We start from the raw sequence: 21,545 nt of genomic DNA, 5'->3' as shown, positions 1-21,545 counted from the left end.
CGGTTACAATGGCTGCCGCCCAGGTGCGCCAATGCGGCAGCAGCATCACACATCTGGCACCGGCTCCGCGTGCCAGATGTGTGATGCTGCTGCGCCGGCGCCGATGGCGGTGGCCGGCCCTTCCACCGGCATGCCGGCTTCACGGGCCTTCTAATCAAGAGTGATGGTGAGTATACAAGCAAAGCCCCAACAGACCACCGCGGAGGATGTGCAAGTCGGCAAGCGGCTGATGGGCTATCTGCGTCCCGAAGCCCGCGTTTTCCTCATCGCGATCCTGGCCATGGCGGTGGTCGCCGCCAGCGAGGGTATCATCCCCAAGGTCGTCAACGACCTGCTGGACAAGGGCTTCGGCGGCGACTACGCGGGGCGGCTGTGGCACGTGCCCGCCATCCTGACCGGCGTGGCGCTGATCCGCGGCGTGGCCCAGTTCGCCTCGGGCTACCTGCTGAGCCTGATCTCCAACCGGGTGCTGCTCAAGATGCGCATGCAGATGTTCGACCGCATGCTGCACGCGCCCGCGCTGTTCTTCCACCGCAACACCGCCGCCTCGCTGATCAATGCCGTGATCTTCGAGGTCAATCAGGTGCTGTCCATCCTGACCAATGTGTTCATCACCCTGGTGCGGGACTCGCTCACAGTGCTGGCGCTACTCATCTACCTGTTCTATACGAACTGGCGCCTGACCCTGATCGTGGCCGTGATCCTGCCGGTGATCGGCTACCTGATGTCGAAGATCAACCGCCGCCTGCGCCGCCTGAACCGCGATCACCAGGCGCTCACCAACAGCGCGGCCTATGTGGTGGAAGAGGCGGCGGGCGGCTTCAAGGTGGTCAAGCTGCACGGCGGCGAGGCCTACGAGATGGACCGCTTCCGCCGCATGTCGGAGCGGCTCAAGGCCTATTCGATGCGCATGGCTGTGGCGGGTGGCCTGAACCAGCCGGTGACCGCTTTCCTGGCCGCGCTGGCGCTGTCGGTGATCATCACCATCGCCATGGTGCAGGCGCAGGGCAACCAGACCACGGTAGGCGGCTTCACCGGCTTCGTGATGGCGATGCTGCTGCTGATCTCCCCGCTCAAGCACCTGACCGATATCAACCAGCCTCTGACGCGCGGCATCACCGCCGCCGAGATGATCTTCCGCCTGATCGACGAGCCGATCGAGCGCCGCGAAGGCGGCCTGCCGCTGGCACGCGCGCGCGGCGACCTGGTCTTCGAGCGGATCGGCTTCCGCTACGGCGAAGCCGGCAAGGCGGCGCTGTCGGGCATCGATTTCCGCGTCGACGCCGGCGAGGTGGTGGCCCTGGTGGGGCCGTCGGGCAGCGGCAAGACCACGCTGGTCAACCTGGTGCCGCGCTTCTTCGATCCGACCGAGGGCCGCATCCTGCTCGACGGGAAGTCCATCGACGGCTACTCGTTGCAGGATCTGCGCCACCAGATCGCTTTCGTCAGCCAGGACGTGGTGCTGTTCAACGACACCGTGGCCGCCAACGTGGCCTACGGCGTGCATCCGCGCGAGCAGATCGACATGGCGCGCGTGGAGCGGGCGCTGGCGGCGGCCTACCTGACCGACGTGGTCAAGGGCTTGCCGGAGGGGCTGGAGACCAATATCGGCGACAATGGCATGAAGCTGTCCGGCGGCCAGCGCCAGCGCCTGGCGATCGCCCGCGCGCTGTACAAGGATGCGCCGATCCTGATCCTGGACGAGGCCACTTCGGCACTCGATTCCGAATCGGAGCGCCAGGTCCAGGCCGCGCTCGAATCGCTGATGCAAGGCCGCACCACGCTGGTGATCGCGCACCGCCTGTCCACCATCGAGAACGCCGACCGCATCGTCGTGCTGGAGCAGGGCCGGGTGGCGGAACAAGGCACCCACGACGAACTGCTGTCCGCCGACGGCCTGTACGCCGGCCTGCACCGCATCCAGTTCGCGGTGCAGTGAGACGGCGCGGCCCCGGCCATCGTGCCGGGCTCCGGGCGCGGGGACGCCGAGCGCCGGCGCGGCAGGGCCGCGGCGGCATTCCAACAGGCCCGTCGAGGCCGGCCGGGGGGAACCCCGTACAAGGAGACAACGATGACTCACGCACCGCAAGCCGCCATCAGCCGCTTTCCCGTTCCCGCCTTGCCGGATCTGCCCGAGGACATCCGCGCGCGCATCCTGGAAGTGCAGGAGAAAGCCGGCTTCGTGCCCAATGTCTTCCTCGCGCTGGCGCACCGGCCGGATGAATTCCGCGCCTTCTTCGCCTACCACGATGCGTTGATGCTCAAGGAGGGGGGCCTGAGCAAGGGCGAGCGCGAGATGATCGTGGTTGCCACGTCGGGCGCCAACCAGTGCCTGTACTGCGTGGTGGCCCACGGCGCCATCCTGCGCATCTACGAGAAGCAGCCGTTGCTCGCCGACCAGGTCGCGGTCAACTACCGCAAGGCCGACATCACGCCGCGCCAGCGCGCCATGCTCGACTTCGCCCTCAAGGTCAGCCAGGCATCGGCCGAGGTGGGCGAAGAGGACTTTGCCGCCCTGCGCGCCCATGGCTTCAGCGACGAGGATGGCTGGGACATCGCGGCCATCACGGCCTTCTTCGGGCTCTCCAACCGCATGGCCAACACCATCGGCATGCGTCCCAACGATGAGTTCTTCCTGATGGGGCGGGTGCCCAAAGCGAAGTAAGGAACGTATCCGCGCGCAGGCCGCGCCAGTCGCGCCAGTCGCTTCAGTCGTCTCAGCGGATCTGGGCGCAGCTGCCGCTCTCGGGATCGAACAGCACCGGCCAGGCATGCTCGTAGGCGCCCGGTGTGCAGTGGCTTTCGCACTGCGCGAAGGCCAGTGTGATGCGGCGTGGATCCTGCCAGACCATCAGCTTGCAGGCGCTGCCGTCGACGGCCTGGAGTTCCACGTGCGGGGTCTGGCGCACCTGGTGGAATTCCCTCAGGTCGAAATGGCAGGTGCCATGGCGCCCCGCCTGCACGTTCCAGATCAGGACCTCGACCGCATTGTGGGCGACGCGCATCTGGGCTTCCTCATGGAAACCGTCTTCCTCGGTACGCCTGCATTCGCCGGCCAGCTCGATATCGCGCTGCGGGATCGGCGTCGGTGCGACCTGTGGCAGGCCCGGGCCGGAGGAGACGCGCGGTGCGCCGACGACGGCTGGAGGGGTGGGCAGCAGAGGTGTCTCGCAGGCGGTGAGAAGGCAAGTCGCCAGCAGTCCGGCCACGCTGCCGGACATGATCGGTGCGATCCGCATGCTGGCTCCTTCCAGGCGCTGCCACGGTCCGCCGCGGTTGGCGAGCCTCGCCTGCATTCTTATTTATAGCCAATGGCGAGGGAAAGACGAGGGCGGAATCGTGTACGCAGGTGGTTCGCCACACACCGCCGGCCCGTCGATGCCGGACGGCGCGGACGGCTGCCGTTCAGCGCGTCGGCGGAAGCACGGACCCGCGGACATGGCGCGGCACGAACCGGTCGCGCAGCCGCGCCGCCGCGGCGCAAGCAACGCATGACAGCGCGGCGCCCGTCGCCACGTCGAGCGGGAAGTGCAGTCCGGCGATGCAACGCATCGCCATCACCCAGGCCAGCAGCAAGACCAGCACGGCGCGTGCCACCGACCCCGCGCGCGCCCACAGCAGGCAGGCCAGAGCGGCGGCTGCGGCCGCGTGGCCGCTGGGGAAGCTGTAGGGATCGCCGGCTGCCAGCTGCGGCACCACTTCGGCGAGCAGCAGTGCCGGCCGCGGCGCCTGCACCAGGACCTTGGCGGCGCCGACCAGGCCGATTGCCAAGGTGAAACAGAACAGGCAATAGAGCAGGTCGCGCCAGCCGCCAGCCGCCGCGGACAGGGCGGCTGGCCTGTGCTGGCGGCTGCGCAGCCAGGCGCAGGCGGCGGCGTGCAGCGGGAACAGGCGCGGGTCGAACAGTGCCGAGCTGGCGTGCAGCAGGATCGGGTCGAAGTGCCCGGCCTGGCTGGCGAGCCAGAGCAGCAGCGGAGCATTGCCGGGGACGGCGAGTTCATCGAGGACCAGCATGGATTCCTTGTCGTGGAAAACGGCCGCGGTACAGGCGTGCGGTGCCTGTATGACGGTTTTGCGACAAGGAGGTTCGGCGAGGCCCTCGGGTGTGACCTCTAGCCTGACCCTCTGGTGCGGCGGCGCCTGCCTGGGTGCGCCTGCCTACATCAGGATGATGTCGTACTGCTCCTGGTGGAAGGTGGACTCCACCTGCAGCGAGATCGGCTTGCCGATGAAGTCGCCCAGCATGGCAAGGTGCTGGCTTTCCTCTTCGAGGAAGAGGTCGATCACTTCCTGCGAGGCCAGGATGCGGAATTCGCGCGGGTTGAACTGGCGCGACTCGCGCATGATCTCGCGCAGTACGTCGTAGCAGACCGTGCGCGGCGTCTTGACCTGGCCCTTGCCCTGGCAGACCGGGCATTGCTCGCACAGCACGTGCGCCAGCGATTCGCGCGTGCGCTTGCGCGTCATTTCCACCAGGCCGAGCTGGGAGAAGCCGTTGACGGTGATGCGGGTGCGGTCGCGCGACAGCGCACGTTTGAGTTCGGAGAGCACGGCATCGCGATGCTCCGCGTTCTCCATGTCGATGAAGTCGATGATGATGATGCCGCCCAGGTTGCGCAGGCGCAGCTGGCGCGCGATGGTGTGGGCGGCCTCGAGGTTGGTCTTGAAGATCGTGTCGTCGAAGTTGCGCGCGCCGACGTAGCCGCCGGTGTTGACGTCGATCGTTGTCATCGCCTCGGTCTGGTCGATCATCAGGTAGCCGCCCGACTTCAGGTCGACCCGGCGCGACAGCGCGCGCTCGATCTCCGCATCGATGTTGTAGAGGTCGAAGATGGGCCGTTCGCCGGTGTAGTGCGACAGCCGAGGCAGCACGGCCGGCGTGTATTCCTCGGCGAACTCGACCAGCTTCTGGTAGTTTTCGCGCGAGTCGACTTGGATCTGGCCGGTGAGGTCGCTGACGAAGTCGCGCAGCACGCGCTGGGCCAGGTTCAGGTCCTGGTACAGCAGGCTGGGCGCCGGCAGGGTGGTGGCGCTCTGCCGGATCGTCGCCCAGATCTTGCGCAGGTAGGCGATGTCGTTGCCGAGTTCTTCGTCGCTGGCTTCCTCCGCGATGGTGCGCACGATGAAGCCACCGCGCTCGTCGGCAGGCACCAGGCCCTGCACGCGCGCGCGCAGGGCTTCGCGGTCGATCTCGCCCTCGATGCGCTGGGAAATACCGATGTGCGGGTCCTGCGGCAGGTAGACCAGGGTGCGGCCGGCGATGCTGACCTGGGTGGACAGGCGTGCGCCCTTGGTGCCGATGGGATCCTTGATCACCTGCACCATCAGCGCCTGCCCTTCGTAGAGCGTCTTTTCGATGGCCAGCGGCGCGCCGTTGCCGCCCTTGTCGCCATCGCGCGGATGCCAGATGTCGGCCACGTGCAGGAAGGCTGCGCGTTCCAGGCCGATGTCGATGAAGGCCGACTGCATGCCGGGCAGCACGCGCACGACCTTGCCGAGGTAGATGTTGCCGACCAGCCCGCGCGTCAGCGTGCGCTCGACGTGCAGTTCCTGCACGGCGGCCTGTTGCACGATGGCTACCCGGGTTTCTTGCGGCGTGATGTTGACGAGGATGTCTTCGGTCATGGTGAATGCGTCGCGTCGCCGGTCGGCCGGCCTTATCGTTGTGGCTGCCGCTGCCACGATCCTGCTGCGGGCGCCGGCACGCGCCGGCAGTCCCTGCGGAACCTTCAGAAGCGCAGTTGCGCCTGCCGCAGCAGCGCCGCTGTCTCGAACAGCGGCAGGCCCATGATACCCGAATAGCTGCCGGCGATCCGCTCGACGAACTCGGCCGCGCGGCCCTGGATACCGTACGCGCCGGCCTTGCCGAGTGGCTCGCCGCTGGCGACATAGCGTGCGATTTCGTCGTCCCGCAGCGGCCGGAAGGTGACTTCGGAGATCGACAGCGCGTGGTGCAGGCCTAGCGTGGAGGCGACCGTCACCGCCGTAAGCACGCGATGGCTGCGTCCGGCCAGCGAGGCCAGCATGCGCGCGGCCTCGTCGGCGTCGGCCGGCTTGCCGAGGATCTCTCCGTCGCGGCACACGGTGGTGTCGGCACACAGGATGGGGTTGTCGGGCAAGGCGCGCAGTTCGCGCCGGCGCAGCGCGGCCTCGGCCTTGAGCGCGCAGACGCGCTGCACATAGTCGTCGGGCGTTTCGCCGGACAGCACCACTTCGAGCGCTTCGGCATCCTCGTCTGCGCCCGCGAGCAGCAGGGTATGGCGCACGCCGATCTGGTCGAGCAGTTCGCGCCGGCGCGGGCTTTGCGAGGCGAGGTAGAGGGTGTCGTGGATCACGGCGGCAACGGGGTGGGGCAAGGCGGATGGAAAGGGGGATCCGGGCGGATCGGAGCGCATCGAGACGGGCGGCGCGGCGCGCCTGCATGCGACTGGCCGCATTCTACCCGGCGCCGGCCGCTTCCGTGCCCGCGGCGCGGCGCCTCAGGCGCGGTGGTAGGGGTGGTTCTGCGTCACCGACCAGGCGCGGTAGAGCTGCTCGGCCAGCAGCACGCGCACCATGCCGTGCGGCAGGGTCAGGCTGGACAGGCGCAGCAGCATCTGCGCGCGTGCCTTGAGCGCCGGGTCGAGGCCGTCGGCGCCGCCGATCAGGAAGGCCACGTCGCCGCCTTCGCGCTGCCAGCCGGTCAGCTGTTCCGCCAGTTGCACCGTGCTGAGGTCGCGCCCGCGCTCGTCCAGCGCCACGATGCGGCACTGGCGCGGCAGCCCGGCCAGTACCGCGTCGATGCGCGCGGCTTCGCGCTGCATCACGGTGGCGGCATTGTTGCTCGACGAGCGGGTCTCGGGTTTCACCTCGCGCAGCTCGATACGCAGCTCGGGCGGCATGCGCTTGGCGTACTCGGCGAAACCGGTCTCGATCCAGCCGGGCATCTTGTGCCCGACCGCGACGATCACGAGCTGCATGGCACGGGGGGCTGGCGGCGTGGCTCAGGCATCGCGCCGGCTCAGGCCTGGCGCGTGGTGCGCTTGCGCGCGGCCGGCTTGGCCGCGGCGCTCTTGGCCGCCGTCTTGCCAGCCGTCTTGGTAGCAGGCTTGGCTGCGGCGCGCGTGGTCTTGGTGGCCGCGGTCTTGGCGGCCGTCTTGCGCGGCGCGGCGGTCTTGGCCGCGGCCTTGCGCGCGGGCGCGGCGCCGCCGGTGCTGGTGGTGCGGGGGCGCGCGGCCGGCTTGCGCAGGGTGGCGATGGCGTCGGGATCGGTGTCCTCGTGGCCGAGCGGCGGCGAGGGTTCCTTCATGCCTTCCGGCAGGCGGGCCAGCGCCGGGCGCAGGCCGCTGGCGCGGCGCGGCGCGGCCGGGAAATCGTCCTCGGCATCGAGCGGCTCGCTGGCCTTGGCCAGGCCCTTGGCGGCGGCCAGCTTCATGCGCACCGGCTTGCCGCCCCAGATTTCCTCGAGGTTGTAGTACTGGCGCAGCTGCGGCTGCAGGATGTGCACGACGGCGTCGCCGCAGTCGACCAGCACCCACTCGCCGGTTTCCATGCCTTCCACCGCGACGATGTGGCCGCCGGCCTCCTTGACCGTATCGCGCACCGAAGCCGCCAGCGCCTTGGTCTGGCGGTTCGAGTTGCCGCTGGCGATCACCACGCGGTCGAACAGCTCGGTCAGGTGGCTGGTGTCGAACACCTTGATGTCCTGCGCCTTGACGTCTTCGAGGCCGTCGACGATGGCGCGCTGCAGTTTGCGAATATCCATGGTGTGTTCTTGTTCAGCTCGGTTCGGTTGCGTTCGGGCGGTCGGCACGGTTCAAGCGGCGCGGTAGAGCCGCTGCTGCGCGATGTAGTGTGCCACGCCCGGGGGAAGTTGGTCATCCGCCGCCAGCCCGTCGGACAGGTGCTGGCGCAGGCCGGTGGAGGAGAGGTCGACGGCGAGCGTCTGGTCGATCCACATATGGCCGGAGGGCGTGCATTGTATCAGCCGGGTGTCGGCCTGGCGCTCCTGCAGCGCAGCGCGCACGGGCCCGTCCAGCGCATCCAGCGCAAAGCCGGGGCGGGTGGCCGTGCACAGGTGCACGTAGGCGAACAGGTCCTGCCAGCCGTGCCAGGTGTCCAGCCGCAGCAACTGGTCGGTGCCCATCAGCCAGGCGATCGAGGCGTGCGGCCCATACTGCTCACGGAGCTGGCGCACGGTATCGATCGTGTAGCTCGGGCCGGCGCGCTCGACCTCCATGCGGCTGACCCGTATCCTGGCGCCGGTGCCGGCCAGTGCGCCGGCGGCCAGCTCGGTCATGGCCAGCCGGTGGGCGGCTGGCGTCACGTCCGCACCCTTCTGCCAGGATTGCCCGGTCGGGATCCAGACCAGTTCGTCCAGGCCGAGGTGGTCGATGCACAGCCGCGCCAGCGCGACATGGCCCATGTGGGGCGGGTCGAAGGTGCCGCCCAGGATGCCAAGGCGGTAGGGGCGTTGGCTTGCCCCCGCGTCCGCTTCGGGGCGGGGGGTGGTGCTGCCTTGCTCGCGGGCGTCGGGGGCAGGGCCTGTTTCCTTGTTATGCATGGTCTCGCGTTCAGGCCCAGGCGCGCGCGGGCAGGAAGTCGGTGTACAGCGCCGCTTCCGCGCTGCCGGGCTCGGGCTGCCAGTCGTAGCGCCAGCTGGCTTGCGGGGGCATCGACATCAGGATGGATTCGGCGCGTCCGCCCGACTGCAGCCCGAACAGCGTGCCGCGGTCGAAGACCAGGTTGAACTCGACGTAGCGGCCGCGCCGGTAGGCCTGGAAGTCGCGCTCGCGCTCGCCGTAGGGCGTGTGCCGGCGGGCTTCCAGGATGGGTTGGTAGGCTGGCAGGAAGGCATCGCCGACCGCGCGCATCATGTCGAAGCTGCGCGCGAAGCCGAGTGCGGAGAAGTCGTCGAAGAAGATGCCGCCGATGCCGCGCGCCTCGCCGCGGTGCTTCAGGTAGAAATACTCGTCGCACCACTGCTTGAAGCGTGGATAGAGGTCGTCGCCGAAGGGCGCCAGGGTATTGCGGCAGGTGCGGTGGAAGTGCGCGCAGTCTTCCGCCACGCCGTAGTAGGGGGTCAGGTCCATGCCGCCGCCGAACCACCAGACCGGATCCGCGCCGGCCTTGGTGGCCAGGAAGCAGCGCACATTCATGTGGACCGTGGGCACGTGGGGATTGCGCGGATGGAACACCAGCGATACGCCCATGGCCTCGAAACCGCGCCCGGCCAGCTCGGGCCGGTTGGCGCTGGCCGACGGCGGCAACGCGTCGCCGGTGACGTGCGAAAAGCCCACGCCCGCGCGTTCCATCACGGCGCCGCCTTCGAGAATGCGGGTGCGGCCGTTGCCGCGCAGGCGTTCGGTGGGCGGCTTTTCCCAGGCGTCGGTGCGGAATGCGCCGCCGTCGATGGCGGCGATCGTGTCGGTAATCTGGTCTTGCAGTCCGAGCAGGTAGTCTCGTACTGCCTGGGAATCGATCATGGCGATGGAGGCGGGCGGACCCGCGGCGGGCCCTTCGGGCCGGGGACGGGGGCCGGGCGTGGCGGCGCCCGGCGTCATGGCGTTGTCATGATTGTACCGGCAGGCCGGAAGACCGGGCGCCGGCACCGGCGCCTGCGCCCGGCATGCCGGCTCAGTGCTTGATCGCCCGGTAGCCGATGTCGCTGCGGTACTGCATGCCGTCGAAGCGGATCTGCTCCACTGCGGCATAGGCCGCGCGCTGCGCCGCCTTGACCGTGTCGGCCAGCCCCACCACGCACAGCACGCGCCCGCCCGATGCCTGCAGAGTGCCGTCCTTGAGCGTGGTGCCGGCGTGGAAGGTCACGCTGTCCGCGGTCTCGGCAGGAATGCCGGTGATGGCGTCGCCCTTGCGCGGCGCGTCGGGATAGCCGTGGGCGGCGATGACCACGCCCAGCGCGGTGCGGCGGTCCCATTCCAGTTCGATGCTGTCCAGCTTGCCGGCGACCGCGTGGTCGAGCACGTCGACCAGGTCGGTCTTCAGGCGTGCCAGGATCGGCTGGGTCTCGGGGTCGCCCATGCGGCAGTTGAACTCCAGCGTCTTCAGGTTGCCGTCCTTGTCGATCATCAGGCCGGCGTAGAGGAAGCCGGTGTAGGGAATGCCGTCCTTCTCCATGCCGCGCACGGTGGGCAGGATGATTTCGCGCAGCGCGCGCGCGTGCAGCGCGGGCGTTACCACCGGGGCCGGCGAGTAGGCGCCCATGCCGCCGGTGTTGGGGCCGGCGTCACCGTCCAGCAGGCGCTTGTGGTCCTGGCTGGTGGCCAGGGCCAGCACGTTCTTGCCGTCCACCATGACGATGAAGCTGGCTTCCTCGCCCTCCAGGAACTCTTCGATCACCACGCGCGCACCGGCGTCGCCGAGCTTGTTGTCGGCCAGCATCATGTCGACCGCGCTGTGCGCTTCTTCCAGCGTCATCGCCACCACCACGCCCTTGCCGGCGGCCAGGCCGTCGGCCTTGATCACGATGGGGGCGCCCTGCGCGTCGATGTAGGCATGGGCCTGCGCGGCGTCGGAGAAGGTCTGGTAGGCCGCGGTCGGGATGCCGTGGCGCTGCATGAAGGCCTTGGCGAAGTCCTTGGAGGACTCGAGCTGCGCGGCGGCCCGGGTCGGGCCGAAGATGCGCAGGCCCTTGGCGCGGAAGATGTCGACGATGCCGGCGGCCAGCGGCGCCTCCGGGCCGACCACGGTGAACTGCACGCCCTCGCGCTCGGCGAAGGCGGCCAGCACCTCGGGGTCGGTCAGCGGCACGTTCTGCAGGCGCTTGTCGAGCGCCGTGCCGCCGTTGCCGGGGGCCACGTAGACAACCTGTACCTTGGGGGACTGGGCCAGTTTCCAGGCCAACGCGTGTTCACGGCCGCCCGAGCCGACAACCAATACTTTCATGATCCACTGCCAGAAGAGATGCGCCCGTGCGATGCGACGGTGCCGAGGGGCGCGGAAAGGGCGGTGCCGGCGCTTGCGCCGCCGGCTGCCGCCAGCCGATTGCGGGAGGCCTGCTTATTCCTCGATGACCGCGTTGGTGAAGACTTCCTGCACGTCGTCCAGGCCTTCGATGGCGTCGAGCAGCTTCTGCATCTTGACCGCATCGTCGCCGGTGAAGCTGACTTCGTTCTGCGGCTTCATCACCACGTCGGCGACCTCCGCCTTGAAGCCGGCGCCTTCCAGCGCCGCCTTGACGGCGGCAAAGTCGTTGGGCGGGCAGACCACTTCGATGGAGCCGTCGTCGTTGGTCACCACGTCGTCTGCGCCGGCTTCCAGCGCGGCGTCCATCAGCTTGTCCTCGGGCGTGCCGGGGGCGAACAGGAACTGGCCGCAGTGGGTGAACATGAAGGCCACCGAGCCTTCGGCCCCCATGTTGCCACCGTGCTTGGAGAAGGCGTGGCGCACTTCCGCCACGGTGCGGGTGCGGTTGTCGGTCAGGCAGTCGACGATGATGGCGGCGCCGGACAGGCCATAGCCTTCGTAGCGGATCTCTTCGTAGTTGACGCCTTCGAGGCCACCCACGCCGCGCTGGATGGCGCGCTGAATGTTGTCCTTGGGCATGTTGGCGTCGGTGGCCTTGTCCATGGCCAGGCGCAGGCGCGGGTTGGAGTCCGCGTCGCCGCCGCCGAGCTTGGCGGCAACCGTGATTTCCTTGATCAGGCGAGTCCAGATCTTGCCGCGCTTGGCGTCAGCGGCGGCTTTCTTGTGCTTGATGTTGGCCCATTTGGAATGACCGGCCATGATGTTCTCCGAGGCGGAATGCTGTGGCGGCGCGCAGGTTCCCGCCGCCGCCGGATGTGCCTGGCGCGCCCGCCATGCCGATGCGATCGGCCATGGCGGGCGCGCCATGTGCTTGTTATGCCTTGCTGCTGGCTATAATCAACCTTGCATTTTATCACGCGCCCCCGCCGGCGCCGGCGCCGGGGCTGCGCGCCCGCCGGCGCCCGGCGCCACCGCCGACACGAGACCCCGCCATGGCCGAACCCATCGTCATCGCCAAGAACGCCCAGCATGAACTCGCCCTGCTGCCCGGGATGGGCAACCGCCACGGCTTGATCACGGGTGCCACCGGCACTGGCAAGACCGTGACCCTGCAGGCGCTGGCCCAGGGCTTCTCGCGGCTCGGGGTGCCGGTCTTCCTGGCCGACGTCAAGGGCGACCTGGCCGGCATCTCCCAGGCGGGCCAGCCGACCGACAAGCTCAAGGCACGCCTGCAGGAGCTGCAACTGCCCGAGCCGGCCTGGGGCGCCTGTCCCGCCACGTTGTGGGACGTGTTCGGTGAAAAGGGCCACCCGGTGCGGGCCACGGTGAGCCATATGGGGCCGCTGCTGCTGTCGCGCATGCTGGAGCTGAACGACACCCAGCAGGGCGTGCTGAACCTGGTGTTCCGCATCGCCGACGCCAGCGGCCTGCTGCTGCTCGACGCCAAGGACCTGCGCGCGATGCTGCAGTACGTGGGAGACAATGCCGGGCAGTTCACCACCGAGTACGGCAATATCTCGGCGGCCTCCATCGGCGCCATCCAGCGCAGCCTGATGGCGCTCGAATCGCAGGGCGCCGATGTCTTCTTCGGCGAGCCGATGCTGAACCTGGAGGATCTCATCCAGACCGACAAGGGCCAGGGCGTGGTCAACATCCTCGCGGCCGACCGCCTGCTGAACTCGCCCAAGCTGTATGCCACCTTCCTGCTGTGGATGCTGTCCGAGTTGTTCGAGAAGCTGCCCGAGTCAGGTGACCTCGACAAGCCCAAGCTGGTGTTCTTCTTCGACGAGGCGCACCTGCTCTTCAACGATGCCCCCAAGGCCCTGCTGGACAAGATCGAGCAGGTGGTGCGGCTGATCCGCTCCAAGGGCGTGGGTGTGTATTTCGTCACGCAGAACCCGGCCGACATTCCCGACACCGTGCTCGGCCAGCTCGGCAACCGCGTCCAGCATGCCTTGCGGGCCTTCACCCCGCGCGACCAGAAGGCCGTCAAGGTGGCCGCCACCACCATGCGGGCCAACCCCGCGCTGGACCTGGAACAGGCCATCGGCGAACTGGGCGTGGGCGAGGCGCTGGTGTCGCTGCTCGACGCCAGGGGCACGCCCGGGGTGACCGAGCGCGCCTGGGTGCTGGCGCCGGGCAGCCGCATCGGCCCGATCAGCGATGCGGAACGCAAGCAGTTGATGGCGACGTCGCTGGTGGCCGGCGTCTACGACCAGGCCATCGACCGCGAATCGGCCTATGAAAAGCTCAAGGGCCGCGCGGCCCCGGCGACCGGCGGGGCCGCGGCTCCCGCAGGCGAGGCAACTGGGGGCGACGGTGGCGGAACCGGCGGCTGGCTCGGCCAGGCCGGCGAAATCCTCGGCACGCTGACGCGCGGCACCGGCAAGAGCGGGCGCGGGGATTCCATCCTGGAGTCGATGGCCAAGTCGGCGGCGCGTACCGTGGGCTCGCAGGTCGGGCGCGAGCTGATCCGCGGCGTGCTCGGCAGCCTGCTCGGCTCGGGCAAGAAGAAGTAGGCGCAGCGGGCAAGGCCGGCGGCCCTGCCGGAGCGGCAGCGCGCCGCTCCATTGCTGCTGCGTTGTCGCCCCAGGTCTGCTCCGGTTGCCGTTCAGTTCCCGCCTGCGGCGGCGCGCGCCGCGTCCTCGCGCATCTTCCTGCGGAACAGCCGGGCGAAGAAGGTGCCCATGCCGATGATGAAGGCGATGACGCCCAGGCTCATCAGGCCGACATCGGTGGTGAACAGGATCTTGATGGCTGCCATGTCTCGTCTCCTTGCTCCTTGCGCGGCATACCGCGCACTGCGGTCAGGGGGCGACTGCGGCGCCGCCAGGCTTGTACGGCGCTCAAGGGACGAGTGTAAGGATTCGCGGGCTGCGGACCTTGAGGTCCGTCAAGCCCGCCGCGAATGGCGCCTGCGGCGCTCAGTCTCAGTTCTTGGTGCCGAACAGGCGGTCGCCGGCGTCGCCGAGGCCCGGCACGATGTAGGCATCCTCGTTCAGGTGGCTGTCCAGCGAAGCCACGAACAGCTTCACGCCCGGATGGGCCTTCTGGAACACTTCCACGCCCTCGGGCGCGGCCACCAGCGCCACGAAGGTGATGGCCTCGTCCTTGACGCCGCGCCGCTTGAGCACGTCGACGGCATGCGCGGCGGAATAGCCGGTGGCCACCATCGGGTCGCACAGGATGAAGCTGCGGTCTTCCAGGTCGGGCAGCCGTACCAGGTATTCCACCGGACGGTGCTGCTCGTCGCGGTAGACGCCGATATGGCCGATGCGTGCCGAGGGGATCAGTTCGACCAGGCCGTCGCTCATGCCGACACCGGCGCGCAGCACGGGCACGATGGTCAGCTTCTTGCCGGCGATCACGGGGGCGTCCAGGGTGACCAGCGGGGTGTCGATGCGGCGCGTGGTCAGCGGCAGTTCGCGGGTGATCTCGTAGCCCATCAGCAGCGTGATCTCGCGCAGCAGTTCGCGGAAGGTGCGCGTGGAAGTCTCCTTGTCGCGCATGTGCGAGAGCTTGTGCTGGATCAGCGGGTGATCGAGGATGAACAGGTTGGGAAAGCGCGGATCTTGTTTCATGGCGACGGCGAGGGCTCGGCGGGAGAGGGGAGGCGGGCGGCCGGGTCGGGGCGACCGGGCCGCCGCGCCGGTGTAGGCGGATTGTAATGGAAGCCGGCCGCCGCGCGGTCGGCCGGCCCGCCTTCCTCCGGGACCGCCCCCGGGATCCTGTCTCAGTCCAGCGCGCGGTTCTTCGACTCGATGTCCACCAGGAAGATGGCCAGGGCCGCCACGGCCAGGAAGGATGACAGCAGCGCCAGCGCGAGCGTGAACTGGCTGGCCATGATGGGGGCGACGATGGAGGGGGCGAAGAGGCCGCCGAAGCGCGCCATCGCGCCAGCGGTGCCCATGCCGCTGGCGCGCAGGTCGGTCGGGTAGACCTCGGGCGTGAAGGCATAGAGTGCGCCCCAGGTGCCGAGCAGCGCGAAGCTCATCAGCAAGGTCGAGCCGACCACGATGGCGGGGGACTGGCCCAGGCTGTAGAGCATGCAGCCCGCTGCGCTGAGCAGCAGGAAGCCGATCAGGGTCGGCTTGCGGCCCCAGCGCTCGACGCCGTGGGCGGCCAGCGCGAAGCCGGGCAGTTGTACCAGCGCCAGCAGGATCAGGAAGACCTGGCCACGCATGAAGCCGAAGCCCTGGCCTGCCAGCTTCACCGGAAGGTAGACGAAGACGCCGTAGTAGGCGACAGAGATGAGCATCCAGGCGGCCAGCAGGCAGAGGGTGCGGCGCCGGCATCCCGCGGCGAACAGCGCCAGGACCGATTTGCGCTCGGCCTGCTGCGGTTCCAGCGGCGGGATCTCGGCGCTGACGCGATTGGCGGCTGCCACGCGCCGCAACACCGCGCGCGCTTCGTCGGAACGGCCCGAGCGGTTCAGGTAGAGCGGCGATTCTGGCACGAAGAGGCGGCACACCACGCCGACCAGGGCCGGGATGCCGGTGACGAAGAAGATCAGCCGCCAGGCGCTGTCGCCATGCGTGGTGGCGATCAGGGCCAGCACGGCGAGCAGGATGGTGCCGACCGCCCAGAACGACTCCAGCAGGACCAGCCAGCGGCCGCGGCGGTCGGCGGGGAGAAACTCGGCCATCATGGTGTAGTCGACCGGCAGGGTGCCGCCGACGCCGATGCCCGTCAGCAGGCGCAGCAGCAGCAGCCACTGGAAGTCCGGCGCGAAGGCGGAGGCGACGCCGCAGGCCGCGTCGATCACCACGGCCATCATCAGCACCGGGCGGCGCCCGATGCGGTCGGCCAGGCGGCCGAACACGAAGGCGCCGACCAGCATGCCGACGAAGAACATCGTCCCGGTCTGCAAGGCTGTCGGAACCGGGATGCCGAAGGTCGAGGCGATCGAAGGCGCGGTGAACCCGATCGACAGCACCTGCATCGCGTCGGCCAGCCAGACCAGGCCGAAGATGACGAACAGGCGATACTGGAACTTGCCGACGCCGGCCGCGCGGATACCTTGCTCGATCGTGATGGTGTGCGACATCGCCGGCCTCGGGCCTGGCTGGGAGGGGGAGCCGATCGTCGCCTCTGCGATGGTCGGGGATGGCAGGGATGAAATGGATGATGACATATTGTCCACCTGTTCTGTAAGGCTGGTTCCTGAATCCGGAAGCCAACGTCCATCGCGGCGAGGCCGGGCGCATGATGCCATGCGCGCCACATCGCAATGAAACGTGGTGACGACTGCAGTCTGGAAAAGCGAGAACTATGCCGGGGGCGCCGGCAGCGGGTTCATCGGGCGCATGTGATACGGATACGTCATCGTCTCTCCTTGTTGTCTACCCATGGTGCGTTTCTCGTCTTGTCTCCGGGCCGGTACGCCACGCCTGTGCGCCGTCCTTGTGCCGGCATGCACCGTGGCGCGTCTCGCTGCATGTATGTAGTGCTCTCTACATATCGATTCAGTGTGCGCTACATGAGGGGTGCGGTAAGGTCGATCGGCGGCAGGCCGGCTTCGCTTCGCTCGTTCCGTGGTGGCGCCTGCGCGGGAAGGCGGTGCGCGGCCAGCCTGCCGCGCGGATCTCCGTCAGGGGCGGTGAGCGGGAGCGGCGCGCAGGCGCGCAACCGTGGCATCGACGTCCTGCCACGCGGGTTTGTCGGGGGCAAAGCGTGCGCGCAGGTACCTTGCAAGGTCGGCGACCTGGCCGTCGTCCAGGCTGTCCGCATAGGACGGCATCGCGCCGAGCGCGCTGTCGGGCGGCGCCGGCATGCCTTGCAGCAGCACCTGGATCACATTGTCGGGGCGGTCGGCGTGCAGGTTCGTGTTCAGCGCCAGGGAAGGTTTCACGCCGAACTGGCGCATGCCCTGCCCGGACTGGTGGCATACCGCGCAGGCGCTCTGGTACAGGCGCGCAGCGGGGCCGCCGAGCGAGGCGGCGGCTTGCGCGCTGCGCCGCTCGGCCTGCGCGGCCAGCGCGTCGATGCGCTCGGGTGCGGGAGGCGGCGCGGCGAACGAGGCGATGTAGTGGGCGATGGCCTGCACGTCAGATGCGGGCAACTGGGCGAGTTCCTCCACCACCGGCGCCATCGGGCCGGCGGCGGCACCATGATGGGCGGCGTAGCCGCCGCGCAGGTAGGTGAACAAGGCCTCCTCGGTCCACGGCACCGGTGCGCGCGACAGGGCGGTCAGGGCGGGCGCTTCCCAGCCCTCGGCGCTGCCCCCCGACAGGTAGTGGCGGCCGCCTTTTTCCGCGCCGAGCGCGTTGCGCGGCGAATGGCAGGCGCTGCAATGGCCCAGGCCTTCCGCCAGGTAGGCGCCGCGGTTCCACAGCGGCGAGCGCGCGGCGTCGGGGCGGAATGGCGCGTTGCGGTGGAACAGCAGGTTCCAGCCCGCCAGCAGCGGCCGCAGCTGGAACGGGAAGGCGAGTTCGGTGCGGGGTGCGGTGGCCCGCACCGGCTCGGCCGACATCAGGTAGGCGTACAGCGCCTGCAGGTCGGCATCGCTGATCTTGGCGAAGGCCGTATAGGGGAAGGCGGGATACAGGCGGTGGCCGTCGCGGTGCACGCCTTCGCGCATGGCGCGCTCGAAGGCGGCGAACGACCAGGTGCCGATGCCGGTCTCGGCATCGGGGGTGATATTGGTGCTGTACACCGTGCCGAACGGCGTTTCGAGCGCCAGCCCGCCGGCGTTCTTCGGGCCGCCGGGAGCGGTATGGCAGACGGCGCAATCGCCCGCGGCCGCCACCAGCCGGCCGCGCTCCAGCGTGGCCGCGGAGTAGAAGCCCGGTTCGGGTGGCGCCACCGGTGCGAGCGGTGCGCGCCAGGGCAGCACGGTGGCGCACAGGCTCGCCGCCGCTGCCGCGCCGGCGGCAAGCCAGCCGCGCCGGCGGCGCGCCTTGCCGGCAGCTTGCGCCGCCAGCGCCAGGCGCAGGCGGTCGGCGCTGAACGGCGGTTCGCGCAGGCGCACGCCGGTGGCGTCGAAGATGGCGTTGGCCACTGCCGCGGCGGCCGGCAGCGTGGCCGCGGCACCCGCCGCCAGCGTGGGGCGCGAGGCCAGGGCGCCGGCCATGCGGATGTCCGGCGCCCTGGTCCTGGTGGCAGGGAGAGCGGCTGTGGCCGGCGCCTGCAGTGCCGAGGCGGCCGGAGTCCACGGTGCCCCTGATGCCGCCCAGGTGTCGAACGCCGGCGGCGGAGCGGTCAGTTGCTGTGCGGTCTGCGCTGCCAGTTGCTCCATCGGCGGCGAGGTCGCGGAGGTAGGTCCGGGCGCCGCGGCTTCACTGTCGTGGCCGACGGTGACACGCGTGACCGCGAGCTCACCGGTGGTGCCGTCTATCTCCACTTCGGCCACCCAGGCCGACCAGCTCGGCGCCGCCTCGTCTTCCACTGCATGCGCGTAAGCGAAGCCGCGGCCGCGGCGCACATTGCCGCCACCGCCCGTCGCGCGGACGGGCGGTGGCTCCGAGGACCATCCGGCGCGCTGCGCCACCTCGCGGATCAGTGCCGCGCCGCGCGCGTCGTCGAGGTGGTCGAGCCGCAGCGACACCGGGTCGACCCGGGCGCCGACGGCGATCTCGTCGAAATGCGACTCCTGGGCGAAGACCCGGGCGCGTGCGTTGGCCAGGCTGTCGCCCCGGCCATCGGCCGATCGCGTGCCGGCCGCGCTCGCGTCGGTGCCGGCGGCGTGGATCTCGATATGGGGGATGCGATAGGGCAGCAGCGCCGTGCTGGGCGCACACGCGTTTCCGCTATCGATGGTTTCGGCGAACTCGTCGAACTCGGCGACGTCGGCGACCGGTGTCGCCGTGCGCGTCAGCCAGAGCGCCAGCGGTACGGCCGGGGCACGGGTGCCGCCGAGCGTGGCGGCATAGGCGTGGAGCGCGGCACCGCTGTGCGCGCTGTCGATCCGCCAGTCGAGCGTGGCATCGGCGAGGCCGGCATCGGCTGCGCTCAGGGTTCGCCGCACGCATGCCTGCGCCGCCTGTGCCAGCAGCGCGGCGTCGGCGGCGGCATGGTGCGCGAGCAGGGCGGTGTCGGCGCCATCGTGCGCGCTCTGCCAGCACAGTAGCGTGACCTGTCGCTCGTCGATGTCGAGCAGGGCGGCGAGTTCGGCGCGCAAGGCGCCCGGGCGGGTGCTGGGCAGCCAGACGCGCAATGTGCCGTCGCGCCAGTCGGCGATCGCGGTGCAGGTAGCGGAGTCCGGCTGCATGCCGGCCAGCGGCCAACGGTAGCGCCGCGACTGGCGCGTCTGCGCCTGCTCGAGTGCGGCGGCGGCGTTGCCGTGCCGCGCCAGTGTCCGTCGTGGCACCGGCGCAGGGTCCGGCGCGGGCGGCGGAGCCCAGCGGGCGCACAGCGCCTTGGCGGCTTGCGCGGCCTGCTCGGCCGAATCGGCCACCACGCCCGCAAAGTCCTGGCGCACGACCACCGTCCGCGCGCCCGGCGCAGCCGCAGCGGCTTGCGTATCCGCGCCAAGCAGGCGTGCCACGAGCGGCCGCCCGCCCGACCAGCGCAGGCCGGGCGGGCGCAACACATGCGCGGCCAGGCTGTGCGCCGGAGGCGGCTGGTCTCCTGGCCACGTGGCGGGCGCTGCCGGGTGCGGAGCCAGGGTGTCGTTCACGGCTGCGCTCCTGCTTCGTTCCTGCGCTGCAGCAATGCGGCGCGCTGCACCGCGCGCACGATCTCGACATGCGTGCCGCAGCGGCACAGGTTGAAGCGCAGGGCCTCGCGGATCTCGTCCTCGCTCGGGGCCGGGTTGTCCGCCAGCAGTGCCTTGGCGGTCATGATCATGCCGTTGAGGCAGTAGCCGCACTGCGCGGCCTGCTCGTCGATGAAGGCCTGCTGCACCGGGTCGGGCCGCTGCGGCGTGCCGAGTCCCTCCAGCGTGGTGACGGCGCGCCCCAGCAAGGCCTTCACCGGCAGCACGCAGGCGCGCGCGGCGAGGCCGTCCACCAGCACCGTGCAGGCCCCGCACTGGCCCAGTCCGCAGCCGTACTTCGGGCCATTGCAGGCGAGGTCGTTGCGCAGGATATAGAGCAGTGGCGTGTCGGGCGCCACGCAGAGCGTGTGCTCGGCGTGGTTGACATCGAGGGTCAGGGGGCGGGGCGTGTTCATCGGAGCAAGGGGGCGGTTTGCACTGCACGCGTCGCGGCGCCGTTCCCCTTCATGAGCGAGGGGATGCGGCGCCAGGCACCGGCACCGCGTGGTCGCGGTGCGCCGGCTGGGTGGTTCAGGCGGACATCACGCGGCCGCCGAAAGCGCCGGGCGCCCTGCCGGTACCAGCGGCACGTGGAACGCATCGTAGCCGAAACACCAGTCGGGGTTCTCGTTGGAGCGCAGCCAGGTGTTGTTGTGCGAGACCAGCTGGACCTTGCCGGCGCGTTCGGCGCGGTTGGCTTCGTAGAGGGCGAACGCGTTCGCGTAGTCGTCCGCGCCGACTTCGACCAGGCAGCGTGTGAGCATGGCGGCATCCTCGATCGCCATGGCGGCACCCTGGGCCATGTGCGGCTTCATCGGATGGCAGGCATCGCCCAGCAGCACCAGGCGGCCGCGACTCCACAGCGGCAGCGGATCGCGCTCCAGCAGGGGCCACTTGGTGACCTCCACCGTGCCCTCGATCAGCGACTGCACGCCCGCGTGCCAGCCGTCGAAGGCGGCGCGCATTTCCTCGATGCTGCTGGGCACCCAGCTCTTGCTCAGGTCCCAGTCGGGCTCGGGCACGCCCGTTACGTAGTAGATCTCGTCCAGCTTGCCGGTGTCGAAGTAGACCATCATGTGGCGGTCATCGGTCCACCACTTGGTGCAGCGGTCATGCGTGAAGCCCTTGACGCGCGCGATCGGGAATACCGCGCGATGTGCCACATAACCCGTGTACTTGGGCGGTTCGGCACCCAGCAGGGTTGCGCGGATGCGCGAGTTCACGCCGTCGGCGCCGATCACGATATCCGCTGCCTCCATCGTGCCGTCCGTGAAGTGCAGGTGCACCACGTCGCCCTGGTCGCTGACGCGCTCCAGCTTCTTGTCGAAGTGCAGCGTGCCGGGGGCCACGGCTTCGGTCAGCAGCGCATGGAAATCGCCCCGGTGCACGGTCAGGTAGCTGGCGCCGTAGTGCCGCAGCGCGTAGTCGCCCAATGGAATCTGTGCAATCACTTCCCCGCTCACACCTTCTCGGCTGTACCAGTAGTCCGGGTGGCAGCCCATGGCATTGAGGGCATCCTCGATGCCGATGCGCCGCATGATCTTCATCACGTTCGGTCCCACGTGGATGCCGGCGCCAAGGCGCGAGAACGCCGGTGCCTGTTCGTAGAGCCGGACCTGGAGGCCGGCGCGCTGCATCAGGGCCGCGGCGGCCGTCCCGCCGAGCCCGGCGCCGATGATTGCGATTCGCGGTTTGCCTTGCACGTTCTTTCTCCTGGCAATGACAGGTGGGTGGATGGTGTGGGGAGCGCTGTGTGCCCCCGCATTGAAAAAGAGTGTACACACTCAAAAATGCAAGGTAAAGGAACAATGCAATGAACCTATGGAAAACCCTGATGCTTAGATGTGGTCGGCATGTTGCTGCGCAATATTGGCGAATTTAAGCG

The 21,545-nt window shown here is 69.4% G+C and carries 19 protein-coding genes; 3 read left to right on the top strand and 16 right to left on the bottom strand.

Features of this window, described 5'->3' with window-relative positions:
- The first annotated feature begins 163 nt into the window (after positions 1 to 163).
- Both msbA and BKK79_RS05580 read left to right on the top strand, forming a co-directional pair.
- Positions 164 to 1,939: a lipid A export permease/ATP-binding protein MsbA gene (msbA, locus tag BKK79_RS05585; protein WP_071011698.1), complete on the top strand. Its 1,776-nt coding sequence runs from the start codon at positions 164 to 166 to the stop codon at positions 1,937 to 1,939.
- A gap of 132 nt (positions 1,940 to 2,071) precedes the next feature.
- Positions 2,072 to 2,665, top strand: a complete 594-nt coding sequence (locus BKK79_RS05580) for a peroxidase-related enzyme (protein WP_071011700.1) — start codon at positions 2,072 to 2,074, stop codon at positions 2,663 to 2,665.
- Between the two features lie 52 nt (positions 2,666 to 2,717).
- Here the strand turns inward: BKK79_RS05580 and BKK79_RS05575 are convergent, their stop codons facing one another.
- From BKK79_RS05575 to BKK79_RS05530, 10 genes are all read right to left on the bottom strand, one after another.
- Positions 2,718 to 3,239: a hypothetical protein gene (locus BKK79_RS05575; protein WP_232346271.1), complete on the bottom strand. Its 522-nt coding sequence runs from the start codon at positions 3,237 to 3,239 to the stop codon at positions 2,718 to 2,720.
- A gap of 166 nt (positions 3,240 to 3,405) precedes the next feature.
- Complete coding sequence (locus BKK79_RS05570) at positions 3,406 to 4,014, bottom strand: phosphatase PAP2 family protein (protein WP_071037296.1); 609 nt, start codon at positions 4,012 to 4,014, stop codon at positions 3,406 to 3,408.
- 144 nt (positions 4,015 to 4,158) lie between these two features.
- Positions 4,159 to 5,625 (bottom strand): ribonuclease G, encoded by a 1,467-nt coding sequence (rng, locus tag BKK79_RS05565; protein ID WP_071011704.1) that lies wholly within the window; start codon positions 5,623 to 5,625, stop codon positions 4,159 to 4,161.
- A 104-nt stretch (positions 5,626 to 5,729) separates the two neighbouring features.
- Positions 5,730 to 6,332, bottom strand: a complete 603-nt coding sequence (locus BKK79_RS05560; RefSeq protein WP_156811356.1) for a Maf family protein — start codon at positions 6,330 to 6,332, stop codon at positions 5,730 to 5,732.
- Between the two features lie 147 nt (positions 6,333 to 6,479).
- Positions 6,480 to 6,959: a 23S rRNA (pseudouridine(1915)-N(3))-methyltransferase RlmH gene (rlmH, locus tag BKK79_RS05555; RefSeq protein WP_071011707.1), complete on the bottom strand. Its 480-nt coding sequence runs from the start codon at positions 6,957 to 6,959 to the stop codon at positions 6,480 to 6,482.
- A 41-nt stretch (positions 6,960 to 7,000) separates the two neighbouring features.
- Positions 7,001 to 7,744 carry a ribosome silencing factor gene (gene rsfS, locus BKK79_RS05550; RefSeq protein WP_071037295.1) on the bottom strand — a complete coding sequence of 248 codons (744 nt, stop codon included), beginning with the start codon at positions 7,742 to 7,744 and terminating at the stop codon, positions 7,001 to 7,003.
- 51 nt (positions 7,745 to 7,795) lie between these two features.
- Entirely contained in the window at positions 7,796 to 8,542 is a 747-nt protein-coding gene (locus BKK79_RS05545) for a nicotinate-nucleotide adenylyltransferase (RefSeq protein WP_071037294.1), read from the bottom strand.
- Between the two features lie 10 nt (positions 8,543 to 8,552).
- Positions 8,553 to 9,464, bottom strand: coding sequence for an oxygen-dependent coproporphyrinogen oxidase (gene hemF / locus BKK79_RS05540; protein ID WP_071011712.1), 912 nt, complete (start codon positions 9,462 to 9,464; stop codon positions 8,553 to 8,555).
- A gap of 151 nt (positions 9,465 to 9,615) precedes the next feature.
- Positions 9,616 to 10,884: a phosphoribosylamine--glycine ligase gene (purD, locus tag BKK79_RS05535; protein ID WP_071011714.1), complete on the bottom strand. Its 1,269-nt coding sequence runs from the start codon at positions 10,882 to 10,884 to the stop codon at positions 9,616 to 9,618.
- A gap of 114 nt (positions 10,885 to 10,998) precedes the next feature.
- On the bottom strand, positions 10,999 to 11,724 hold the full coding sequence (locus tag BKK79_RS05530) for a YebC/PmpR family DNA-binding transcriptional regulator (RefSeq protein WP_071016190.1): 726 nt from the start codon (positions 11,722 to 11,724) through the stop codon (positions 10,999 to 11,001).
- A gap of 233 nt (positions 11,725 to 11,957) precedes the next feature.
- On the opposite strand from BKK79_RS05530, the gene BKK79_RS05525 reads away from it, so the two are divergent.
- Positions 11,958 to 13,484 (top strand): helicase HerA-like C-terminal domain-containing protein, encoded by a 1,527-nt coding sequence (locus tag BKK79_RS05525; RefSeq protein ID WP_071037293.1) that lies wholly within the window; start codon positions 11,958 to 11,960, stop codon positions 13,482 to 13,484.
- 92 nt (positions 13,485 to 13,576) lie between these two features.
- Here the strand turns inward: BKK79_RS05525 and BKK79_RS05520 are convergent, their stop codons facing one another.
- From BKK79_RS05520 to BKK79_RS05495, 6 genes are all read right to left on the bottom strand, one after another.
- A complete protein-coding gene (locus BKK79_RS05520) occupies positions 13,577 to 13,729 on the bottom strand; it encodes a DUF3149 domain-containing protein (protein ID WP_071011718.1) in 153 nt (50 codons plus the stop codon).
- A gap of 166 nt (positions 13,730 to 13,895) precedes the next feature.
- Positions 13,896 to 14,546, bottom strand: coding sequence for a uracil phosphoribosyltransferase (gene upp / locus BKK79_RS05515; RefSeq protein ID WP_071011719.1), 651 nt, complete (start codon positions 14,544 to 14,546; stop codon positions 13,896 to 13,898).
- 152 nt (positions 14,547 to 14,698) lie between these two features.
- Complete coding sequence (locus BKK79_RS05510) at positions 14,699 to 16,012, bottom strand: MFS transporter (protein WP_071037292.1); 1,314 nt, start codon at positions 16,010 to 16,012, stop codon at positions 14,699 to 14,701.
- A gap of 543 nt (positions 16,013 to 16,555) precedes the next feature.
- Positions 16,556 to 19,582 (bottom strand): cytochrome c, encoded by a 3,027-nt coding sequence (locus BKK79_RS05505; protein WP_071037291.1) that lies wholly within the window; start codon positions 19,580 to 19,582, stop codon positions 16,556 to 16,558.
- Complete coding sequence (locus tag BKK79_RS05500) at positions 19,579 to 20,076, bottom strand: (2Fe-2S)-binding protein (protein WP_071037290.1); 498 nt, start codon at positions 20,074 to 20,076, stop codon at positions 19,579 to 19,581. Before BKK79_RS05500 ends, BKK79_RS05505 begins: the two co-directional genes overlap by 4 nt.
- A gap of 126 nt (positions 20,077 to 20,202) precedes the next feature.
- Entirely contained in the window at positions 20,203 to 21,363 is a 1,161-nt protein-coding gene (locus tag BKK79_RS05495) for an FAD-dependent monooxygenase (RefSeq protein WP_071037289.1), read from the bottom strand.
- Positions 21,364 to 21,545 lie beyond the last annotated feature (182 nt).

The organism is Cupriavidus sp. USMAA2-4, assembly GCF_001854305.1.
GTDB classification, from domain to species: domain Bacteria; phylum Pseudomonadota; class Gammaproteobacteria; order Burkholderiales; family Burkholderiaceae; genus Cupriavidus; species Cupriavidus malaysiensis.
Note: the sequence above shows the minus strand (reverse complement) of the source record. Positions and strands in the feature narration are given on the sequence as shown.

Bases quoted from the DNA above. Each gene is read 5' to 3' on its own strand.
- msbA (WP_071011698.1), top strand. From the start codon at position 164: ATGGTGAGTATACAAGCAAAGCCCCAACAGACCACCGCGGAGGATGTG.
- BKK79_RS05580 (WP_071011700.1), top strand. From the start codon at position 2,072: ATGACTCACGCACCGCAAGCCGCCATCAGCCGCTTTCCCGTTCCCGCC.
- BKK79_RS05575 (WP_232346271.1), bottom strand. From the start codon at position 3,239: ATGCGGATCGCACCGATCATGTCCGGCAGCGTGGCCGGACTGCTGGCG.
- BKK79_RS05570 (WP_071037296.1), bottom strand. From the start codon at position 4,014: ATGCTGGTCCTCGATGAACTCGCCGTCCCCGGCAATGCTCCGCTGCTG.
- rng (WP_071011704.1), bottom strand. From the start codon at position 5,625: ATGACCGAAGACATCCTCGTCAACATCACGCCGCAAGAAACCCGGGTA.
- rlmH (WP_071011707.1), bottom strand. From the start codon at position 6,959: ATGCAGCTCGTGATCGTCGCGGTCGGGCACAAGATGCCCGGCTGGATC.
- rsfS (WP_071037295.1), bottom strand. From the start codon at position 7,744: ATGGATATTCGCAAACTGCAGCGCGCCATCGTCGACGGCCTCGAAGAC.
- BKK79_RS05545 (WP_071037294.1), bottom strand. From the start codon at position 8,542: ATGCATAACAAGGAAACAGGCCCTGCCCCCGACGCCCGCGAGCAAGGC.
- hemF (WP_071011712.1), bottom strand. From the start codon at position 9,464: ATGATCGATTCCCAGGCAGTACGAGACTACCTGCTCGGACTGCAAGAC.
- purD (WP_071011714.1), bottom strand. From the start codon at position 10,884: ATGAAAGTATTGGTTGTCGGCTCGGGCGGCCGTGAACACGCGTTGGCC.
- BKK79_RS05530 (WP_071016190.1), bottom strand. From the start codon at position 11,724: ATGGCCGGTCATTCCAAATGGGCCAACATCAAGCACAAGAAAGCCGCC.
- BKK79_RS05525 (WP_071037293.1), top strand. From the start codon at position 11,958: ATGGCCGAACCCATCGTCATCGCCAAGAACGCCCAGCATGAACTCGCC.
- BKK79_RS05520 (WP_071011718.1), bottom strand. From the start codon at position 13,729: ATGGCAGCCATCAAGATCCTGTTCACCACCGATGTCGGCCTGATGAGC.
- upp (WP_071011719.1), bottom strand. From the start codon at position 14,546: ATGAAACAAGATCCGCGCTTTCCCAACCTGTTCATCCTCGATCACCCG.
- BKK79_RS05510 (WP_071037292.1), bottom strand. From the start codon at position 16,012: ATGTCGCACACCATCACGATCGAGCAAGGTATCCGCGCGGCCGGCGTC.
- BKK79_RS05500 (WP_071037290.1), bottom strand. From the start codon at position 20,076: ATGAACACGCCCCGCCCCCTGACCCTCGATGTCAACCACGCCGAGCAC.